An 18,925-nucleotide genomic window follows, 5' to 3' on the forward strand; every position below is an offset into this window, starting at 1 on the left:
GGGATAGCCGCATGGCGCTGAAGACGGTGGCTTAGTGCCACCAGTCATCCACGTGAGCCGGCGAGGTGGCGGTCTGGCCGACATCCACCTGCGCGTTGGCGTCGTTCAGCTCATAGGCGCGGATATAGTCGACCTGCATCTCTGCTGGCGTCGCCAGCCCGTCGGCCGGTGTTCCGGCGGCACCACCCACGGCCAGATTGACCAGCATATACATTGGCTTGTGCATGTCCGACGGGGTCTCAGCGCGAAAGATTTCAGTATCGTCGAAATACCAGACCAGTTCGTCCTCGGTCCAAAGCAGGCCATAATTGTGGAAGCCTTCGGTGTCGGGCACGCTCACCGCCGACCCAACTGTCGTGCGGCTACCGGTTTCATTCGAATGCGCGGCGACGTTGACCGTATTCGGATCCTGCCCACGCATTTCCACCACATCGAGTTCCGGCGGCCAGGACCCGTCCGCCGGCAGCAGCCAGAAGGCCGGCCAGACACCCTGGTTGTCGGGCATATCGGCGCGGACTTCAAAATAACCGTAAGTCTGGGTGAATGACCCGTAGGTATTGAGCAGCCCCGACGTGTAGTCATAGTCGTTGATGTAAGGCTTGATCGAATCCTCTGCCTTGGCAGCTGTGATGGTCAGCACGCCGTTCTCCACATCGAACGGATTGACCGAGCCCGTCGGCGCATAGTCGTGGTCGATATACCACTGCTTTTCGCCATTCGAAGTCAGCGTGCTGCCGTTTTCGCCGCCCCACCAGAAGTTGGTGTCCCAAGTGCCACTGGTGCCGTTGCGCAGGCTCAGCGTATCGAAATCATCCGAGAAGGACAGATTCAACTGAGACCGGTCGAGACTCAACTCAAACTGGTTCGCCTTCAATTGATCGACGGTCGTGTTGGCAAAGACCAGGATCTCGTCCGATCCGAGATTCAGCTGCACATCGCTGCCCGACTGGACCATATTGGTCTTCACCTCGGCGAACGAGCTGAAGTCGTAGCCAGTCAGGCGAACATTGTCGTCGCTGCCGAAATCCGTGATCAGGTCGCTGCCATTGCCCTTCTCGAACAGGAAGACATCAGCGCCGCCGCCACCCGTCAACACGTCGTCGCCCAAACCGCCATCGATCGTCTGCTTGCCTGAACCGCCGCTGATGATGTTGTCGAGATCATTGCCGATGGCATGGCGCCCATTGCCGGTAACGGTCAGGTTCTCGATGTTGTCGGGCAGAGTGTAGCTCATCCAGGTGTCGACGGTGTCGATGCCGCCGCCCGGTTCTTCCGCTGCGCGGTTGATGGCCGAATAGAGATGGTAGGTATCGTCACCCAGCCCGCCATGCATGGTGACATTCACCTTGCTGTCGCCCCACAGCGAATCATTCCGGACGCTGCCGTAGAGATCAGGACCAGAATTGGTCGCCGAAAAATGGCTGACGGGGGGCTCACTATAGGGGAGCAGCACGCCCTTGGCGTTGCGCACGGTGGCCATGGAGATCTCCTATCCTCGTTAAAAGCCACCCTTGTTTACGCTAGCATCCACCTCCCCATATGACGACCCGCTAAATTTCTAACATTATGCTACAGGCCGTCACGGAATAGCCGCTGTTCAATAAGCCCATTCACTCCTGCCCAGTTGCCCGACGGCCTCTGCGATGCGCGCAAAGCTTTCACGCGCACGCTTCACGGTGTGACGGGCGCGCAGATAGCCGTGCACAAGGCCCTCTTCCTCCCGCCAGACGGCTTTGCCCCCGGCGGCCAGGATGCGGTCGCGATAGGCCTCGCCGTCGGAGGACAGCGGGTCGCATTCGGCGGTGATGATGACGGTGGGTGGCAGGTTCGCGAAATCGCGGTCGAGCAGCGGCGCGATGGTCGGGTCACCGATCCGCCCCTCCCCGCCGGTGCGGACATTCTTGTAGAAGATCAGGTCGCGCATCGTCAGCATGGGCGCTTCGGCATGCGTGACATAAGAGCCCTTCGACTGATCGCCGCCGAGACCGGGATAGATCAACAGCTGACCGACAGCCCGGCGTGGATGCGTGCGCGTTGCGTGCGCGACTGCAGCGGCGAGGTTGCCGCCGGCGCTGTCACCGACCAGCAGGATCGGCAGCGTGTAGCGCGAGGCTGCCCAGTGGAAAGCGGCGGTCGCGTCGTCGAAGGCGGCCGGATGGCGATGTTCCGGCGCCAGACGATAATCGACCGAGACGACCTCATAGCCGGTCCGGCCGCACAGTTCGGCGCAGACGTCGTCATGACTATCCAATCCGCCAAGGATGAAGCCGCCGCCATGGAAATAGAGCACCAGCGCTTTCGGCGCATCTCCGGCCTTGCGATAGATGCGGATGGGAACGGCGTGATCCAGCGTTTCAATGCTGGTCGTTTCCGCTGTGATGCCATCCGGGTAGCCTGCGAAGAACTCCCGGCACATGCGGTCGTAGATGCCGCGCTGCTGGTCGATCGTGTAGTCGATCGTGTCGGGCGGATAATAGGAGTTGGTCTTCTCGATGAAGGCCCAGGTCTCGGCATCGATCAGCTTTGTGTAGTCGGTCATGACCGGCCGCTCACTTGCCCTTCCACACCGGATCGCGCTTTTCCGCGAAGGCTTTGAAGCCTTCCAGATTGTCTTCCGAAGCATAGAGTTCGTCGACCGTGCGGAATTGCCGCTTGGTGATGCGGTTCATCGTCTCCTGGAAACCCATCGTCTCGGCGGCGCGGGCCACTTCCTTGATGGCGGCAAAGACCAATGGCGGGCCGCCGGCGAGCAGACGAGCAATCTCCCAGACGCGATCCTCCAGTTTGTCAGCCGGCAGCACCTCGTTGACCAGACCCCAGCGATGCGCCTCCTGCACATCCATCCAGCGGCCGGTAAGCAGCAGGTCCATGGCGACGTGATAGGGAATCCGCTTCGGCAGCTTGATGGTCGCGGCATCCGCCAGCGTACCGGCGCGAATCTCGGGCAGCGCAAAACTGGCATGATCCGAAGCGTAGATGAGGTCGCAGGAGAGCGCCAGTTCGAAGCCGCCGCCCACTGCCATGCCGTTGACGCAGGCAATGACCGGCTTGTTCAGATCACGCAGCTCCTGCAGGCCGGCAAAGCCGCCGACACCATAGTCCCCGTCCACGGCGTCACCGGCCGCGGCAGCCTTCAGATCCCAGCCGGCCGAAAAGAACTTGTCGCCGGCCGTCTTGACGATGGCGATGCGCAGTTCCGGATCGTCGCGGAACGCCTTGAAGGTTTCGCCCAACAGACGTGAGGTCTTCAGGTCGATGGCATTTGCCTTCGGCCGGTCGAGCGTGACTTCGAGGATGACACCTTCGCGGCGGGTTCTTACGACGTCAGACATTCTTTTTCTCCTTCGGCCAGAACGCCGATAGTCTTTTCGGCAAGTTGCTGAGTGGCCACCACCAGCAACGCGTCTGCAATCCACGCCCCCTTGCCTTCGGCGCAGACGATCAATGGATTGATGTCCAATTCCTCGATCCCGCCGGCATGGGCCATGGCGAAACGGGCAATCTTCTCGATTGCCGCAACGGCGGCATCCAGATCGGCCTTGGGACGGCCGCGATAGCCATCGAGTAGCGGGAACATGCGCAGGCTGCGGAGCGCTGCTTCGATCTCACCGCGCGCGGTCGGCAGGAGCAGCGTGGCGCTGTCCTTCAAAAGTTCCACCAGCACGCCACCGGTGCCGACCGTCATCACGGGGCCGAAGACCGGGTCGCGGGTCAGTCCAACGATCAGTTCGGCAACGCCGCCGGTCACCATCGCCTCGACATAAAGGCCGTTGCCGAGGGGCAGCAATGCCGTGGCCGCATCGCGTATATCCTCGGCATTCTTCAAATTGAGGCGCACAGCGCCGAGTTCGCTCTTGTGCGCCACACCGAGCGCCTTGAGCGCCACCGGAAAGCCGAGTGCCTCGGCCGCGACCACCGCCTCGGCGACATTCGCCACCCGTCGGCCTTGCGGCACCGGCAGGCCGGCAACCGCCAGCATGGCCTTGGCAATGGCTTCGTCCGGTTGCCGCACTGGCGCGACACTTCCGCCTGCGTCATGTTCGGAACCACTCCCCCCAACGGATGGCGAAGACGGGCGTTTCCACGCTTCCGCGACAAACACGGCTGCCTCGGCCGCATCGAATGCCTCGGCAATGCCGTGGATCGGGACGATCCCACGCCTGAGCAATTCGACCGAATGATCTTCCGACAGATTCTCGCCCATCGAGGCGACGATGGCGCCGTGCGCACGATTGGCCTTCAGCGCGGCCTCGAATGCATTGACCGTCGGCCACCAGTCGGCGTCGGAGCAGCGGTCCGTGCGCGGAAAATCCAGCACCAGAAAATTCAGGCCAAAACCGCCGGATGCCATGGCCGAGAACGTTGCCGTCAGCGCGTCCTGCTTGCCCCAGATGTAGGTGTTGTAGTCTAGCGGGTTGGCAACGGCGACCAGCGGCCCGAGCGTCTCCTGCAGACGCGCCCTGTGCGCTTCCGTCAATGCAGGGAAATACACGCGCCGTCCCTCTGCGGTATCGGCCATGACAGACGCCTCACCACCGGAGCAGCTCATCGAAGACAGCGTGGGCTTCGAGAGCGGTCCGACCGCGTGCAGCAGTTTCAGCGTTTCCAGGAACGACGGGATGGTATCGACACGCGGAATGCCGAGGCGTTTCAGGAAGGCATCGGACGCCGCATCCGAACCGGCGAGCGAAGCGGTGTGCGAGATGGTGGCGGCGCGCGCCTGTTCCGAGCGGCCGACCTTCATGGCCACGATCGGTTTCTTCAACTCCTGTGCCCTGGCAGCCAGCCGTTCGAAGCCGTCGACCTTGTCGAAGCCCTCGATATGCAGGCCAAGACAGGAGACGCGCTCGTCCTCGATCAGGCCGAGCGCCATTTCGGAAAGACCGGTTTGGGCCTGGTTTCCCGCCGTCATCAGGAAAGCCACCGGCAGGCCTCGCGTCTGCATGGTCAGGTTGCAGGCGATGTTGGAGGATTGGGTGATGATGGCGGCACCCTTCTCGCCCTCCAGCAGACGGCGACCGCCATGCTGATCCGGCCACAACAAGGCGCCATCGGCATAATTGATCAATCCGTAGCAGTTCGGACCGATGATCGGCATGTCGCCCGCCGCTTCGATCAGCGCTTGCTGCAGATCCTGTCCCTCCGCCTCGTAGTGCGCGGTCTCGCGAAAGCCGGCAGCGAAACAGATGGCGCCGCCGGCGCCTCGCTCATTCAGCTCGCGCACCACATCGATGGTGAGATGCCTGTTGACGCCGATGAAGGTGGCGTCAGGCGCATGCGGCAAATCCGAGAGAGAGCGATAGGCCTTGATCCCCGCCACCTCTTCCCTGCTTGGATGGATCGGCCAGATGTCCCCGGCAAAGCCCATCTTGAGCGATTGCTTGACGACATTGGGAGCAAAGAAGCCACCACCGACCACCGCGATGGATTTCGGACGGAGCAGGCGTGAGAGGTCGCGAATGTGGGGCAATGTCATGGTTCGGTAATCACGGATGCGTTGTCCGCGCCGAGTGTCACCGCGCGGAGATTTTCGAGTTCGGTCAGATATTCCGTCGTCGCCTTCACACCCTTGGGGCTCAAGGCATAGATGCCGGTGCCAGTCCGCTCGAACCATCCATAGTGGTTGTCGGCCATCAGGCGGCGCGCATGAGCGATGCTGGTCTGCTGCGCAACCTTGGCTGCCTTTGTCGGCCCTTGCTCATCGAGCAGTTTAAGGCAGCGGAGCGCCTCCTGGCGATATCCCGTCACAAGGTTGCGGCGGGTCGCGCCGCCGAGGTTGGGATCGCCGATCAGTCTTTCGAATTCGCGCAGCAGTCTGGTCTTGCGTGGCTTCGACTGGCGCGGCTTGTACGGCGCCGGATCGCAATGGATTTCGGTAAAGCCGTCGGCGAGCCGGACAGTAATCAGGCCAAGACCCAGCCGCCGACAAAGTTTCCGGTTTTCGACCAGTGCCTTCAACGAGGCTCGGCCGGCTCCACGCGGCACGGCGACATAGACCGCATCGCTGATTGCCTGGCGCTGGATCGCCTGATGGAACAAGGACAGTGAGAAGCCAGCTTTCAGTTCGACAATGACCGGATCGTCGCCATCGCGGATGGCCACGATGTCGGCAGCGCCGACCTCGCCTTTCACCCTATAACCCTGCGTTTCGAGCAAACGTTTTACAGGCAGGTAGAGGTCGGTTTCCCTGATTCCGGTCTTCGCCATGGCGCTGGACTATCCCCCAACCGCCCTCAGCAAAGCACGCGAAATGATGTGGCGCTGGATTTCGGACGTGCCTTCCCAGATGCGCTCGACGCGGGCGTCGCGCCAGATGCGTTCCAGCGGCAGGTCATCCATCAGGCCCATGCCGCCATGGATCTGGATCGCTTCGTCGGCGATATAGGCCAGGACTTCGGTGGCCTTGAGCTTCGCCATTGCCATGTCCTGATCGGTCACCGAGCCCTGATCGTATTTCCAGCCGGCCTCCATCACCATCAGGTTCGCTGCCTTGAGCTCCGTCGCCATGTCGGCCAGCTTGAAGGAAACGCCCTGGAACTTGCCGATCTGCTGGCCGAACTGCTCGCGCTGCGCTGCATAGTCGATGGCATGCTGCAGTGCGCGCTCGGCACGACCGAGGCAAGTGGCCCCGACCTGCAGGCGAGTGGCGCCCAGCCAGCTGTTGGCGACCTCGAAACCTTTGTGGACCTCTCCCAGGATCTGCTCCTTCGGGATGCGGCAGTCATCGAACTCCAGCACCGAATTGGTATAGCCGCGATGCGAGACGTTACGGTAGCCATCGCGCACGGTGAAACCGGGCGTGCCCTTGTCGACGAAGAAGGCCGTGATCTTCTTGCGCTTGCCGCGCGGGCTGTCCTCTTCGCCCGAAGCCATGAAGCAGATGGCGAAATCGGCGATGTCGGCGTGAGAAATGAAATGCTTGGTGCCGTTCAGCACCCAATCGCCGCCTTTTTCGACCGCACTCGCCTTCATGCCGCGCAGGTCGGAACCCGCTCCCGGCTCGGTCATGGCCAGGCAATCCCACTTCTCGCCGCGAATGCAGGGGAAGAGATATTTCTCGCGCTGCGCGTCAGTGCCGGCGAGCAGGATGTTCGATGGCCGCGCCACACAGGTCCAGTGCAGCGCGTAGTTGGCGCGGCCCAATTCCTTCTCGTAGAGCAGCCAGGTCAGCGTATCCAGGCCGGCACCGCCGACATCGGCCGGCATGTTGGCGGCATAGAGGCCGGCCGCCATCGCCTTGGCCTGCAACTCCTTGATCAGGTCCATGCGCAGGTGGCCGCTGCGCTCGACCTCCAGCTCATACGGATAGAGCTCGTTCTCGACGAAAGCGCGCGTGGTATCGACGATGAGCTGCTGTTCTTCGGTCAGGCCGAAATGCATGGCTCACCCCCTCTTTCCGGCAGGCTTCTTGACGATCTTCTTCACCGGCTTGGTCGCCTTGGACTTCGCCGCCGCCTTCGAAGTCGTCGAAGCGGCCAGCGTGGCGAGCCGCTTCGTATAATCCTTGTGCAGCGCGCCAGCGCCCCAGCCCTTGCCCTTGTTCTGCTTCGACAGCGCTTCCATGATCGCGACGAGATTGTCGTCGCGGATCTTTTCAAGCTCGCGGATCGACCATTTCGAGGACTGTTCATCCGACTGACCGGCAATCAGATCGACCAATTCATCGTTGAATTCCGGCACATCCATCAGCTTGGTCCAGGGCCATTTCAGGCAAGGCCCGAACTGCGCCATGAAGTGGCGCATGCCGGCTTCGCCGCCGGCGATGCGGTAGACCTGGAACATTCCCATCTGCGCCCAGCGCAGACCAAAGGAGTAACGCATGATGTCGTCGAGTTCCTCGACGGTGCAGATGCCGTCCTTGATCAGCCAGAGCGCCTCGCGCCAGGCTGCTTCAAGCAGACGATCGCCAACGAAAGCCTCGATCTCCTTGCGGATGACCACCGGCTTCATACCGATGGACGAATAGATTTCCTTGGCGACCTCGATCGCCTCCGGGAACGTCTGCGCGCCGCCGACGATCTCGACAAGCGGCAGCAGATAGACCGGATTGAACGGATGGCCCACGACCAGCCGCTCCGGGTGTTTCTTCATCGCCACCTGCATGTCGGACGGCTTGATTCCAGAAGTGGACGAACCGATGATCGAATTGGCCGGTGCGTGGAGATCGATCTCGGCCAGCACCTTGTGCTTCAGGTCGAGCCGTTCCGGCACGCTTTCCTGGATGAAATCGGCGTCGGTCACCGCTTCTGCGATCGTCTTGGCGAAGGTGAGCTTGCCTTCCTTGGGCAGACCGCCCGGCAGCATCTGCTTATAAGCACGGCGCGCGCCCTTCATCACCTCGCCGACCTTGCGCGACGCCTCCGGATCGGGATCGAAAATCGAAACGTCTATGCCGTTGAGCAGAAGGCGCGCGACCCAGCCCGCACCGATGACCCCACCGCCAATGGCGGCCGCTTTTTCGATTGTCATTGTGTCATTTCCCGAAAGGGCTTCAAGGTTTTGTGAAGTCGTCTGGCTCACGCCGCCAGCGGCGCGCGCTTGGTGAGGTTGAGCTTCTTGCGCACTTCCTCCGGCCCGATCACGCGAGCGCCGAGATTCTCAACAATACCGACCGCACGCTCGACCAGTTGCGCATTGGTGGCAAGAACACCCTTGTCCAGCCAGAGATTGTCCTCCAGCCCGACACGCACATTGCCGCCGGCCAGCACGGCCGCCGCAGCATAGGCCATCTGATTGCGGCCGAGCGCGAAGGCCGAGAACGTCCATTCCTTCGGCACGTTGTTGACCATCGCCATGAAGGTGTTCAGGTCATCCGGTGCGCCCCATGGCACGCCCATGCACAGTTGCACCAGCGCATCGGGCGCCAGCACCTTCTCTTCCACCAGTTGCTTGGCGAACCAGAGGTGGCCGGTATCGAAGGCCTCGATCTCGGGCTTCACGCCCATAGCCGTCATCATGCCGCCCATGGCGCGCAGCATGCCGGGCGTGTTGGTCATGACATAATCGGCTTCGTTGAAATTCATCGTTCCGCAATCGAGCGTGCAGATTTCCGGCAGGCACTGGCGCACATGTTCGACGCGGTTGGACGCCCCACCCATGTCGGTACCCTGTTCCTTCAACGGAAGCGGATTTTCGACATCGCCGAACACCATGTCGCCACCCATGCCGGCGGTCAGATTCAGCACGACGTCGACATTGGCGTCGCGGATGCGCTCGGTGACCTCGCGATAGAGATGAACGTCGCGACGTGGCTTGCCGGTTTCGGGATCGCGCACATGACAGTGGACGATCGCAGCGCCCGCCTTGGCCGCCTCGATGGCAGAATCGGCGATCTGCTTGGGCGAACGGGGCACATGTGGGCTGCGGTCCTGCGTGCCGCCGGACCCGGTGACGGCACAGGTAATGAAAACCTCGCGGTTCATCGCAAGCGGCATTCGCTTTTCCTCCCGAAATGCTTTTGACCGATCATTGCGCCGCTTGTGGAAGTCTGTTTTGCGTTTTACGAAACAAACATGGCAAAAATCGAAAGACCATCAATCTTTCTTGCCGAGCGCGCGTCGCTCAGGGTGACGTTCCTTGTCTTCTCCGGTGCGTCGATCATGTGCGTGGCTTCCGCACTCGATCCACTGCGCGCAGCCAATCGTATCACCGGCGAGACGCTGTTCGACTATCGGCTTGTCTCCATGACCGGCGACGCGCCGGTGACCACCTGCGGTCTGCCCGTTGCCGTCTCAGGACGTTTCGATCCAGCGGAAGCGACTGACATGCTGGTGGTGATCGCCGGCTTCGGCACCCAGAATTATGCGACCTCCGCACTCCTGGCCGGCCTCAGGCGCGCGGCGCGCACCGCGCGCGCCGTAGGCGGTGTCGAAGCAGGAACCTGGCTGGTCGCGCGCGCCGGCCTGCTGGAAGGGCGCAACGCCACCACGCATTGGGAAGACATGGAGGATTTCATGTCCGCCTTCCCGGGCACCGACGTGCGACCCGACCGTTATGTCATCGACGGACCGGTCTTCACCTCGGGCGGCGCCTCTCCGACCTTCGACCTGATGCTGCATCTGGTGCGTTCGCGGCTCGGCATGGCGGTGGCGCTCGATGTCGCCAGCGTCTTCATCTACGATCAGGCACGCGCCGCAACCGACGCACAGCCGCTCGTCTCGCTCGGTCGGCTCGACGGTTACGATCCCCGTCTTGCCCAGGCAATCCGGCTGATGGAGGCGCATGTCGACCAGCCACTGACGATTTCGGCGATTGCCAGACGTACGGGCGTAACGACACGGACATTGGAGACCATTTTCTTCCGCTCCATCGGCGAGACGCCCGGCGCCTATTATCTGAGGCTCCGCCTCAATGCCGCCCGCCGCCTGGTCGTCGACACACGCGTGGCCATGGCCGATATCGGCGCGCGCACAGGATTTTCCTCCGCCGCCGCATTCTCTCGCGCCTTCTCCCGCGCTTTCGGCGAGGCACCGACACGGTTCAGGCAGAAATAGTTCCCCAGCGAAAATCAGCCGTTCGCGAGCAGCCAATCGACCGCGGCAGCGAGGTCCTCCACCACGACGGTCGGCGGTGGTTCGAAGCGCGTTTCGTCACCGGCGCGGTATTTGCCGGTGCGCACGAGGAGAGCCGTCTTCAAACCTGCTGCCAAGGCACCGGCCACATCGCTTTCTGCATCGTCTCCAACCATTGCCGCCTGTTCGGGTCTGCAATCCATGTCTTCCAGCGCAGCATGGAAGAACTCCGGCGCGGGTTTGCCGATGACGGTGGCCTTGACGCCGGTGGCGAACTCAAGCGCCGCCACGAAAGCGCCGGCGTCCAGGCTGGGTTGGCCATCGCTGTCTTTGAACACGCGGTTGTTGGCAAGCGCGAGGAAATCGGCTCCCGCCATCAATTGGCGGAATGCGCCGTTGAGCACGCCATAGTCGAAGGATTCGCCGCCATCGCCCAATACCACCGCGGGCCTCCCATGGAATTGCAGCCCCTCGAATTCGGGCGCGAGCTTCGGATGGACGACAAGATGGGGTGTACGATGGTTCTTCTTCAGCCAGGCAATGGCCGCACCGGCGGGTGTGATGACCTCATGGTCGGCAACCGAAATCCCGAGGCCGGCGAGTTGCTCGACAAGCGCCCGCCGCGGCGTGCGGGTCGTGTTGCTGACAAACCGAACCGGCAGACCAGCGGCACGCAACCGACTGATCGCTTCGGCGGAACCCGCTATAGGGGCTTCACCGTCATAGACCACGCCGGCAAGGTCGAGGAGCACGGCACGCAGCATTGCTGGATGATGACGAGCGAAGTCCGTCTCGTCAAACCATGCGAGTACTCTTTCGACCTTCCGCATCCCGCATCACAAATTTTGCTTGTGATGACAAACACGGTGCCGGGTGGATCTATGCCCGATTTTTGCTTTTGGTGATTGCAGTCGGTTGGCTACGCGGCGGTACGACGGTCGCCGTCGATCCAATCGCGCATTTGCCTGGCAAGATGCGCTTCGAAGCGGCCGGCCACCGCGCGATCCCATTCGTTCGACACTTTGGCGTCGCTGGTAGGGCGCGGCATCGACATCAGCCGGTCGATGATCGAGCCTGCATGCTCACGCGACAGAAGGGCGTCGATTTCGTGTTCGGTCTGCATTCTTCGCCTCCTTTCGATTCGTGCTGGCGAGGCCTGTATATAGGAAACCTGTGACGGCTTCTTGAAGGCAAGCTCAAGGCGATTGAAAGGCAGTTTGAGAAAATTGCGTCACGAAAACGTGCAGAAATGGTGATTTCATTTCACCATCGATTACTCGACTAATAGATTCTGGAATTTCTTTCCGAACAGCACCGTCGTCAAACCGCTCTCCCACTCCAGATCGGGATAGCGATCCTTCTCCTCATAGCCGAGTGCCCTGTAAAAAGCCTGGCTGCGCGCATTGAAGCTGTCGGTTTCCAATCGCACCTGGGTTTGGCCTGCCGCGCGGATGGCCTTTTCGGCTTCATTCATCAACGCGCGGCCGATGCCAAGGCGCTGGTGGCGCGTGCCGACATGCAAGGCATCGATGAAATCGTCCTGCCAGCTCACCAGTCCGGCTACCTCGCCATCGACGATGGCAATGAGGAAATCGAGCCCCTGTGCATCGACGAAGGTGCCACCGACATCCGTCTCGAGATAGCGCCGTGCAGCCTCAAGCGTGATTTCCGGCCGCCAGGTGCTTTCGAAGGTTTCACGCAGGATACGCTTCAAATCCGGAAAGTCTGTCTCGGCCGCGCGCCGGATCATAACCTTGGGCGCTTTCCTTCCGGCCGTCTGCAGTGCGTCATCCGTTGCCATTCCGTGTGCTCCTGCTGATCGGATGCCAGCGCCCTATCAATTGGGCGGTCTCGCCCGGAGCGACGCCTTTCGCAAGCCTCTTCTTCCTCCGTGTACTGAACCAGCGCGGTACGACCCGACAAACAAACATCGCGCCGATTACCTGTCGCGTAATTGGTTCCGGTTTGCGGACGGGGGAAAAGGTCAGCGTCAAACCCGAAACAAAGGAAACAGACCATGACCGACCTGACCGCCATCGCCCAGAACTATGTCGCCGCCTGGAATGAGACCGATGCCGCACGCCGCGCCAGCCTGCTCGACACAACCTTCGTCCAGAATGTCAGCTATCGCGACCCGATCATGCAGGGCGACGGGCACGATGGCATGACCCAGTTGATCGAGGGCGTTCAACAGCAGTTCCCGGGTTTTCGCTTTTCGCTGCGCGGTACCCCGGACGGCTTCGGCGATTACATTCGCTTCTCGTGGAATCTGGGCCCCGAAGGCGTGGATTCGGTGATCGAAGGCACAGATATCGGTGTGATCGAAAATGGCCGATTGAAAAGCGTCACCGGCTTTCTCGACAAGGTGCCGGCGCAATAAATCTGCTCTATTTCTGCCCTCCCCTCGACGGGGGAGGGCTGGTGCTCACACCGCGCTGCGGATCGCAGGATAAAGCGCGCGATAGCGTTTGTAAGCGTCCTCGAAAGCACCAGCCAAAGCCGTCTCCGGTTCGATGGTGGCGGCAATGGCTGGACCGGTGCAGACAGCAAGCGGATCTGCGCCGCTTGCCGCGATGAGGCCAAGCCGCGCGGCGCCAAAGGCGGCGCCAAAATCACCATCGGCGGGAACATCGACCGGAATGCCAAGCGCGGTGGCGATCGCCTTCAGCCAATAGCGCGAGCGCGAACCGCCGCCGATCGCCGTCACGCGCTCCAGCGTCGTGCCAGCCCGATGCAGCGCTTCCAGACTGTCGCGGAAGGCAAAGGCAACGCCCTCCAGAACCGCCTGGGTCAAGGCAGCCCTATGCGATTCATGCCCGAGCCCGACAAAGGCGCCGCGAATGGCCGCATCGTTGTGCGGCGTGCGCTCGCCCGACAGATAAGGCAGGAAGGTGACGCCCCCGGGCGCCTTGAGTGCATCGCCGAGTTCGCCGGTCAGTTCGCCTGCGCTCTTGCCGGTGATGCCCGAAAGCCAGTTGAGCGAGTCCGTTGCCGACAGGATGACGCCCATCTGGTGCCAGGTTGCCGGCAAGGCATGGCAGAAGGTGTGCACCGCGCTTTCCGGATTGGGCAGATAGGAAGCGTTAGCGGCAAACAGCACGCCTGACGTGCCCAACGAAACGAAAGCGTGCCCTGCTCCGACCGCGCCCATGCCGCAAGCGGAGGCGGCGTTGTCGCCGGCCCCGCCGGCAACCGAAATACCGGCATTCACGCCCCATTCCGAGGCGAGCTCAGCACGCAGCTCCCCTGCCTTCTCGGTGCCCTCGGCAAGGGCTGGCATGTGTTTCTCGTCGAGTTCCGTCACGGCCAGAAGCTCTCCCGACCAACGCCGCTTTTCGACATCGAGCCAAGAGGTGCCCGCCGAATCCGACATTTCGGAAATGTGCTCGCCGGTCAGCCAGAGCCTCAGATAGTCCTTCGGCAGCAAGATCTTCGCGACCTTGGCGAAAATGGCCGGCTCGTTCGCCTTCACCCAGGCGAGCTTCGGTGCGGTGAACCCCGGAAAGACAATGTTGCCGGTGAGCTTGCGGAAACGTGGATCGGCATCGAGTTTCGCGGCTTCGGCAAAGCTGCGCGTGTCGTTCCACAGGATGCAAGGCCGCAGCACGGAATCGGCGGCGTCGAGCAGCGTCGCGCCATGCATCTGGCCGGACAGGCCGATGCCTTTGATCGACGAGAATTCCTTGGCGTGGCTCGCCCTCAGCTCGGCGATTGCCTCGCGGCAGGCACGAACCCACTCGGATGGATCCTGCTCCGACCAGCCGTGATGTGGACGTGAAACGTCCAGGGAGGCATGGCCTGAGCCGATAATGGCTTGCCTGTCGTCAATCAGCAGCGCCTTGACGCCGGAGGTGCCGAGATCGAGCCCGAGATACATGCCTTCCTCCCCATTCGGTCAACGTGCGATCCGGTGCCACCTTGTCGACCCCTCCCCAAACCTAGGGCAACAGACGGCTTCAGCGCATTCTTATATTTTTCGAGATCCGAAAAATATTGTTGGCCAGTTCTACTTTAAGGGTCTGGCCGGGTCAATTCGTGCCGAGAGCAACAGCGCGGCGGGTGAACAAGGTCGACAATGGGCTTTCCGGCCGCGCCAACGCGCGTTCTGCCGTCAACGCTCTCGCCAACTGCGCGTTGCCGTCGCGCAAGGTGGCCTCGATCAGTGTCAGATCGATGACGTCGCGCTGCGCGTGGCTGCCGCCGAAGCGGTGCGCGACCGCTCGGATCGGCCGCAGCAGCCGCACCGTCTCTTTATAGTTACCTTCGCCGAAGGCTTTCATGGCAAGGGTCACGGGATGACCGACATCACGCGTGAAGGCGGCATTGTCGTCATCCGCCTGCATCGCCTCGCGCTGCGTTTCGAGCAGCGTTTTCGCCGGCGCCTCCAGTCCAGCTCCAACAAAGGCCATCATGGCATGGGCGTCGTTGAACGCGTAGTTGCCGGCAGCAGCCTTTGGCGCCCAGTTTGCGGCCAAGGCAGCCCAGCGATCGCCGACGTCAATGCCGCCGAGACACAGGCGCCACAGGATCGCCGAGGCGTCGACCATGTTGAGCGACAGCGTCGAACGCTTGCCGTAGACCGGTCCGTCGAACAGCGACAGCACCTCATCCACCTCACCAAGGTCGTAGTGGAACAATGCCAGATGCCACCAGTTGTGCACCTGCAGGAAACTCTCCCGCGTCCAGCCTTCCTTGTTCGCATGCATCCAGGCAATGCCGTCGCGCTGGCGGCTTTGCATCTCCATGACATGGGCAACCGCGTGCTGTGCCCAGCCGTCACGTGGTTCGAGCTCGATGGCTGCGCGGCCGAACTGTTCCGCGCGCTGATAATCTCCCATCTCTTCCAACCCGAACGCCTGCATGCCGAAAATGGCGTGGCAGCCCGGCATCGTCCTGTCCCACGCAGGCAGCGCACGGCCGATGCGGTCGCGCAGCATACGGGCATTGCCGGTGAAGAAGTCGATCTGATGCCCGGCCTGCAAGGCAAGTGCATCGAGTGGGAATTCGATCGTCAGCTCTTCCAGCACGCGCGAGGCCTCGTGCCAGCGGCCCTCAGCCAGATGACCGAGCGCGGCGACATGGCCCTGTTCCCGCGTTGTCGTTGCAAGCGGCAGCACCGCTTCGTGGCAAGCGCGCGCGACGGCCATTGCCTCGCGCTCGGTCGACAGGCCGAACAGATAGCCTTTCAGCACATGCGCCATGACAAACCCGGGCGTCTCGGCAATCGCCCTGTCGACTGAACCGACGGGATCACCGACGAAACGCTGCAGTTCGGAAAGGCCGCACAGATAGTGCTCCCGAGCACTCGCCGAGGCGCCCGTCAATGCAAGGCCGGATGTATCAGTGATCGTCATGGCGACCAGTCCTGTCCACAGGCTCCAGCCATACGATTTTGCGAAAATGTTTCAAGAAGAGTCCGGCTTTGCGAACTCGAGGTATTTCCGAATATTCGCAATTTATAAACCATGGAAACAAACCGTGTTTGGAGGCGCGGTGCAAATCATGGCTTCTTTGTGGCGGCCTGATCGACGGTGCGGGGATCGTCATGGGGTTTGTCGAGGGGAAAGGTCGGTAAGCAGTTTATTTGAAAACATTATCCTGAGGGACAGATTGATGCGCCAACCTGTATCGGCACGGCGAGACCGGGCGAGTATTTCCTTGCGCGGAAAACTCGGATTGCTCGCCTCTACGTCTCTCTTTCTGGGTTTCCTTCCTGCGGCACCTGCCTCGGCGGCCTGCACCCTCACATCCACCCCCGGCAATGACATCGTCATCTGCGACAGCGGCACCACCGTTGGGAATCTCGTCGATAACGCTGGCGACAACACCCTGCAGTTTCCGGCTGGAGGCACCGGCCAGATCACCGGCAACGTCACCTATGGCCCCGGCGCCGACCGCATCGAAATGCAGTCCGGCACCATTACCGGCACGGTGGAACAGGGCGACGGCCAGGACAGCTTCGTCATCGGCGCAGGAACGGTGAACGGCAATGTCCAGCAGGGCGCCGGCATCGACGATTTCCAGATGACCGGCGGCCAGATCGGCTCGCTCAACCAAGGCGACGGGCTCGACACCTTCTTCATGTCGAATGGGCGCATCGTCGACTTCTTCGACGATGGCGACCGTGCCGTCATGACCGGCGGCCGCATCGGCCGCGTCAACATGAAGCTCGACAAGAACTATTTCAACATGTCCGCCGGCACCATCGACCGCAACCTCGTCACCGGCTTCGACCAGGATACCGTCATCATTTCGGGCGGCACGATCAGCGGCAATATCAGCGTCAGCGGCGGCAATGACAGCGTGACTGTGACAGGCGGCTCGATCGGCGGCGATGTCCTGCTCTCCTTCGGGGAAGACACGTTCAACTGGAACGGTGGCGGCATCATCTACGGCACGATCGACCTCGGCGGAGACAATGACACCGCCACGCTCAGCAATCTCAACAACGGCAATCTCGGCGCAACGAAAGCGATCAGCGGCGGGCTCGGCACCGACGCACTCACCCTTTCCAACGTCGATTTTTCCAATGTCTCCCGGCTGCAGAACTGGGAAACCATCAACGCCACCAACGATACCGAGCTGAAATTCGGCGGAACACTCGCCCTGGGCGATACCGGTACCGGCACAGGCACGCTCAACGTCGATGCAACCAGCACGCTTTACGGCGGCGGTGGCAATGGCGGCGTCTCTGCGTTTACGGCCGGGCAACTCGCCAATGTCGTCAATGCCGGGCGCATCGATCTCACCAATGGCGGCGACAGCCTGACCGACACCTTCACCATTGCCGGCAACTACACCGGCAACAACGGGCTGCTGTTGCTGCAGACCGCGCTTGGCGACGATTCTTCCGCTTCAGACAAGCTCGTCATTTCCAACGGCACGGCCAGCGGCAGCACAAGCGTCACCGTCGTCAATGTCGGCGGCGCGGGCGCCGCCACCACACAAGACGGCATCATGGTGGTGCAGGCCCTGAACGGCGCCACCACGACCAGCAGCGCCTTCGCGCTCAACGGACCCGTCGCGGCAGGCGCCTATGAATATTACCTGTTCAAGGGCGGCGTCAGCGCCGGCAGCAACGAGAACTGGTACCTGCGCTCGACGCTGGTTTCCTCCACCACTGATCCCGCCCCTGCACCCGACCCACTGGAACCGACACCGCCACCACCGCAACCGATAGCACCCGAAGCTGAGCCACCCGCTCCGCCCCCGGTAGCACCGCCGCCGCCCGTACCACCGGAAGCCACGCCGGCCGATCCCGATCCGGTCGATCCGGCGCCTCCGGTCAACGAGACCGATGCGCAACCCGAGGCGCCACCGCCACCACCAGCCGTGGCGCCGGCCGATCCGCCGCCGCCGCCACCTGACGTTCCAACGACACCGCCATTGTCGGCCAATGCGACGCCGCCATCTCCCGGCGCCACACGCGTGACCGGCTCCGTGGTGCCGCTCTACCGTATTGAAGTGCCGACCTACACGGTGCTGCCACCGGCCGGCTATTATCTGATGAGTGCCAATCTTGGCACCTTCCATGAGCGGCGCGGCGAGCAGATTTTGCTCGGCGGCGTCGGCATGCTGCCGGGCAGTTGGGGCCGGGTATTCGGCCAGGATGCCGAGATGAAATGGGGCGGTAACATCGCACCAACCTTTGACGGCCATCTGTTCGGTTTCCAGGCAGGTACCGACCTGATCGGCTGGGAAGGGCCAACCGGGCACGAGAATCGTGCAGGCCTGTTCATCGGCCATACCAGCATGGACGGCGACATCCGCGGCCAGGCCCTGGGCTGGAACAACCTCAGCGTCGGCGACCTCGACCTCGGCGCTACCAGCCTTGGCGCCTACTGGACCCATATCGGCCCGGGTGGCTGGTATCTGGACGGCGTTGTCATGGGCACCTGGTTCGACGGCAATGCGACATCCAACCGCAATGTCGGCATCGATGTCGACGGGACGGGTGTCACACTGTCACTCGAAGGCGGCTATCCGATCCAGCTCTCGTCGGAATGGACGCTGGAGCCGCAGGCCCAGTTGATCTGGCAACATCTGTCGCTGGACGGGCAGAGAGATCGGTTCTCGACAGTCTCCTTCGACAATGACGACAGCGTCACCGGCCGGCTCGGCTTGCGCCTGCAAGGCGTAATGCCGATGGGAACCACCGTCCTGCAACCTTACCTGAAAGCCAATCTCTGGCACGACTTCGATGCTACCGACCGCATCAATTTCGGCAGTGACCCGATCGAGGTCGAGCGCGGCGGCACGTCACTGGAAGTCGGCGGTGGCGTCGTGGCGAAGCTCTCGGAAACGCTGAGCCTCTTTGCGACTGCCGATTACACGACCAATCTCGGCGGCGAAAAGCGCCGGGTCTGGGAAGGTAATCTCGGCCTCAGCGTGAAATGGTAAGCCAGGCGGGCGGG

16 protein-coding genes are annotated in these 18,925 nt (G+C 62.1%); 3 read left to right on the forward strand and 13 right to left on the reverse strand.

Features of this window, described 5'->3' with window-relative positions; all coding sequences use genetic code 11:
* Window positions 1–31: 31 nt before the first annotated feature.
* The 8 genes from AO692_RS07025 to AO692_RS07060 form a co-directional block, all read right to left on the reverse strand.
* Window positions 32–1,480 carry a family 16 glycosylhydrolase gene (locus tag AO692_RS07025; RefSeq protein WP_054309298.1) on the reverse strand — a complete coding sequence of 483 codons (1,449 nt, stop codon included), beginning with the start codon at window positions 1,478–1,480 and terminating at the stop codon, window positions 32–34.
* A gap of 117 nt (window positions 1,481–1,597) precedes the next feature.
* Complete coding sequence (locus tag AO692_RS07030; protein WP_054309299.1) at window positions 1,598–2,539, reverse strand: alpha/beta hydrolase; 942 nt, start codon at window positions 2,537–2,539, stop codon at window positions 1,598–1,600.
* A 10-nt stretch (window positions 2,540–2,549) separates the two neighbouring features.
* Window positions 2,550–3,332 (reverse strand): carnitinyl-CoA dehydratase, encoded by a 783-nt coding sequence (locus tag AO692_RS07035; RefSeq protein ID WP_054309300.1) that lies wholly within the window; start codon window positions 3,330–3,332, stop codon window positions 2,550–2,552.
* Entirely contained in the window at window positions 3,317–5,476 is a 2,160-nt protein-coding gene (locus AO692_RS07040; RefSeq protein WP_054309301.1) for an acetate--CoA ligase family protein, read from the reverse strand. The genes AO692_RS07035 and AO692_RS07040 overlap by 16 nt, the downstream gene beginning before the upstream one ends.
* Window positions 5,473–6,207, reverse strand: a complete 735-nt coding sequence (locus tag AO692_RS07045) for a DUF2161 family putative PD-(D/E)XK-type phosphodiesterase (RefSeq protein WP_054309302.1) — start codon at window positions 6,205–6,207, stop codon at window positions 5,473–5,475. Before AO692_RS07045 ends, AO692_RS07040 begins: the two co-directional genes overlap by 4 nt.
* 9 nt (window positions 6,208–6,216) lie before the next feature.
* Window positions 6,217–7,380, reverse strand: coding sequence for an acyl-CoA dehydrogenase family protein (locus tag AO692_RS07050; protein WP_054309303.1), 1,164 nt, complete (start codon window positions 7,378–7,380; stop codon window positions 6,217–6,219).
* Between the two features lie 3 nt (window positions 7,381–7,383).
* Window positions 7,384–8,469: a carnitine 3-dehydrogenase gene (locus tag AO692_RS07055; protein WP_054309304.1), complete on the reverse strand. Its 1,086-nt coding sequence runs from the start codon at window positions 8,467–8,469 to the stop codon at window positions 7,384–7,386.
* A 47-nt stretch (window positions 8,470–8,516) separates the two neighbouring features.
* Entirely contained in the window at window positions 8,517–9,434 is a 918-nt protein-coding gene (locus tag AO692_RS07060) for a 3-keto-5-aminohexanoate cleavage protein (protein ID WP_054309305.1), read from the reverse strand.
* A 78-nt stretch (window positions 9,435–9,512) separates the two neighbouring features.
* Between AO692_RS07060 and AO692_RS07065 the strand changes: the two genes are divergently transcribed.
* Entirely contained in the window at window positions 9,513–10,493 is a 981-nt protein-coding gene (locus AO692_RS07065; protein ID WP_054309306.1) for a GlxA family transcriptional regulator, read from the forward strand.
* A gap of 14 nt (window positions 10,494–10,507) precedes the next feature.
* Here the strand turns inward: AO692_RS07065 and AO692_RS07070 are convergent, their stop codons facing one another.
* The 3 genes from AO692_RS07070 to AO692_RS07080 form a co-directional block, all read right to left on the reverse strand.
* The gene (locus AO692_RS07070) at window positions 10,508–11,341 is read right to left on the reverse strand and encodes a TIGR01458 family HAD-type hydrolase (protein ID WP_348271447.1); all 834 of its coding nucleotides are present in this window, start codon (window positions 11,339–11,341) and stop codon (window positions 10,508–10,510) included.
* A gap of 89 nt (window positions 11,342–11,430) precedes the next feature.
* Window positions 11,431–11,634 (reverse strand): hypothetical protein, encoded by a 204-nt coding sequence (locus AO692_RS07075; RefSeq protein WP_054309308.1) that lies wholly within the window; start codon window positions 11,632–11,634, stop codon window positions 11,431–11,433.
* Window positions 11,635–11,784: 150 nt separating this feature from the next.
* The gene (locus AO692_RS07080) at window positions 11,785–12,312 is read right to left on the reverse strand and encodes an N-acetyltransferase (protein WP_082407236.1); all 528 of its coding nucleotides are present in this window, start codon (window positions 12,310–12,312) and stop codon (window positions 11,785–11,787) included.
* Window positions 12,313–12,528: 216 nt separating this feature from the next.
* Here AO692_RS07080 and AO692_RS07085 point away from each other — a divergent pair, with 216 nt between their 5' ends.
* Complete coding sequence (locus AO692_RS07085) at window positions 12,529–12,891, forward strand: nuclear transport factor 2 family protein (protein ID WP_054309309.1); 363 nt, start codon at window positions 12,529–12,531, stop codon at window positions 12,889–12,891.
* Window positions 12,892–12,936: 45 nt separating this feature from the next.
* Here the strand turns inward: AO692_RS07085 and xylB are convergent, their stop codons facing one another.
* Together xylB and AO692_RS07095 are read right to left on the reverse strand one after the other, a co-directional pair.
* Window positions 12,937–14,388: a xylulokinase gene (xylB, locus tag AO692_RS07090; protein ID WP_054309310.1), complete on the reverse strand. Its 1,452-nt coding sequence runs from the start codon at window positions 14,386–14,388 to the stop codon at window positions 12,937–12,939.
* A gap of 151 nt (window positions 14,389–14,539) precedes the next feature.
* Window positions 14,540–15,865: a tetratricopeptide repeat protein gene (locus AO692_RS07095; RefSeq protein WP_054309311.1), complete on the reverse strand. Its 1,326-nt coding sequence runs from the start codon at window positions 15,863–15,865 to the stop codon at window positions 14,540–14,542.
* 259 nt (window positions 15,866–16,124) lie between these two features.
* On the opposite strand from AO692_RS07095, the gene AO692_RS07100 reads away from it, so the two are divergent.
* A complete protein-coding gene (locus tag AO692_RS07100; RefSeq protein WP_054309312.1) occupies window positions 16,125–18,911 on the forward strand; it encodes an autotransporter outer membrane beta-barrel domain-containing protein in 2,787 nt (928 codons plus the stop codon).
* Window positions 18,912–18,925 lie beyond the last annotated feature (14 nt).

Origin of the sequence: Mesorhizobium sp. 1M-11 (genome assembly GCF_001303895.1) — a bacterium.
Taxonomy (GTDB): domain Bacteria; phylum Pseudomonadota; class Alphaproteobacteria; order Rhizobiales; family Rhizobiaceae; genus Mesorhizobium.

Coding starts and splice junctions, on each gene's coding strand:
- AO692_RS07025 (WP_054309298.1), bottom strand. CDS start 1,480: ATGGCCACCGTGCGCAACGCCAAGGGCGTGCTGCTCCCCTATAGTGAG.
- AO692_RS07030 (WP_054309299.1), bottom strand. CDS start 2,539: ATGACCGACTACACAAAGCTGATCGATGCCGAGACCTGGGCCTTCATC.
- AO692_RS07035 (WP_054309300.1), bottom strand. CDS start 3,332: ATGTCTGACGTCGTAAGAACCCGCCGCGAAGGTGTCATCCTCGAAGTC.
- AO692_RS07040 (WP_054309301.1), bottom strand. CDS start 5,476: ATGACATTGCCCCACATTCGCGACCTCTCACGCCTGCTCCGTCCGAAA.
- AO692_RS07045 (WP_054309302.1), bottom strand. CDS start 6,207: ATGGCGAAGACCGGAATCAGGGAAACCGACCTCTACCTGCCTGTAAAA.
- AO692_RS07050 (WP_054309303.1), bottom strand. CDS start 7,380: ATGCATTTCGGCCTGACCGAAGAACAGCAGCTCATCGTCGATACCACG.
- AO692_RS07055 (WP_054309304.1), bottom strand. CDS start 8,469: ATGACAATCGAAAAAGCGGCCGCCATTGGCGGTGGGGTCATCGGTGCG.
- AO692_RS07060 (WP_054309305.1), bottom strand. CDS start 9,434: ATGCCGCTTGCGATGAACCGCGAGGTTTTCATTACCTGTGCCGTCACC.
- AO692_RS07065 (WP_054309306.1), top strand. CDS start 9,513: ATGGCAAAAATCGAAAGACCATCAATCTTTCTTGCCGAGCGCGCGTCG.
- AO692_RS07070 (WP_348271447.1), bottom strand. CDS start 11,341: ATGCGGAAGGTCGAAAGAGTACTCGCATGGTTTGACGAGACGGACTTC.
- AO692_RS07075 (WP_054309308.1), bottom strand. CDS start 11,634: ATGCAGACCGAACACGAAATCGACGCCCTTCTGTCGCGTGAGCATGCA.
- AO692_RS07080 (WP_082407236.1), bottom strand. CDS start 12,312: ATGGCAACGGATGACGCACTGCAGACGGCCGGAAGGAAAGCGCCCAAG.
- AO692_RS07085 (WP_054309309.1), top strand. CDS start 12,529: ATGACCGACCTGACCGCCATCGCCCAGAACTATGTCGCCGCCTGGAAT.
- xylB (WP_054309310.1), bottom strand. CDS start 14,388: ATGTATCTCGGGCTCGATCTCGGCACCTCCGGCGTCAAGGCGCTGCTG.
- AO692_RS07095 (WP_054309311.1), bottom strand. CDS start 15,865: ATGACGATCACTGATACATCCGGCCTTGCATTGACGGGCGCCTCGGCG.
- AO692_RS07100 (WP_054309312.1), top strand. CDS start 16,125: ATGCGCCAACCTGTATCGGCACGGCGAGACCGGGCGAGTATTTCCTTG.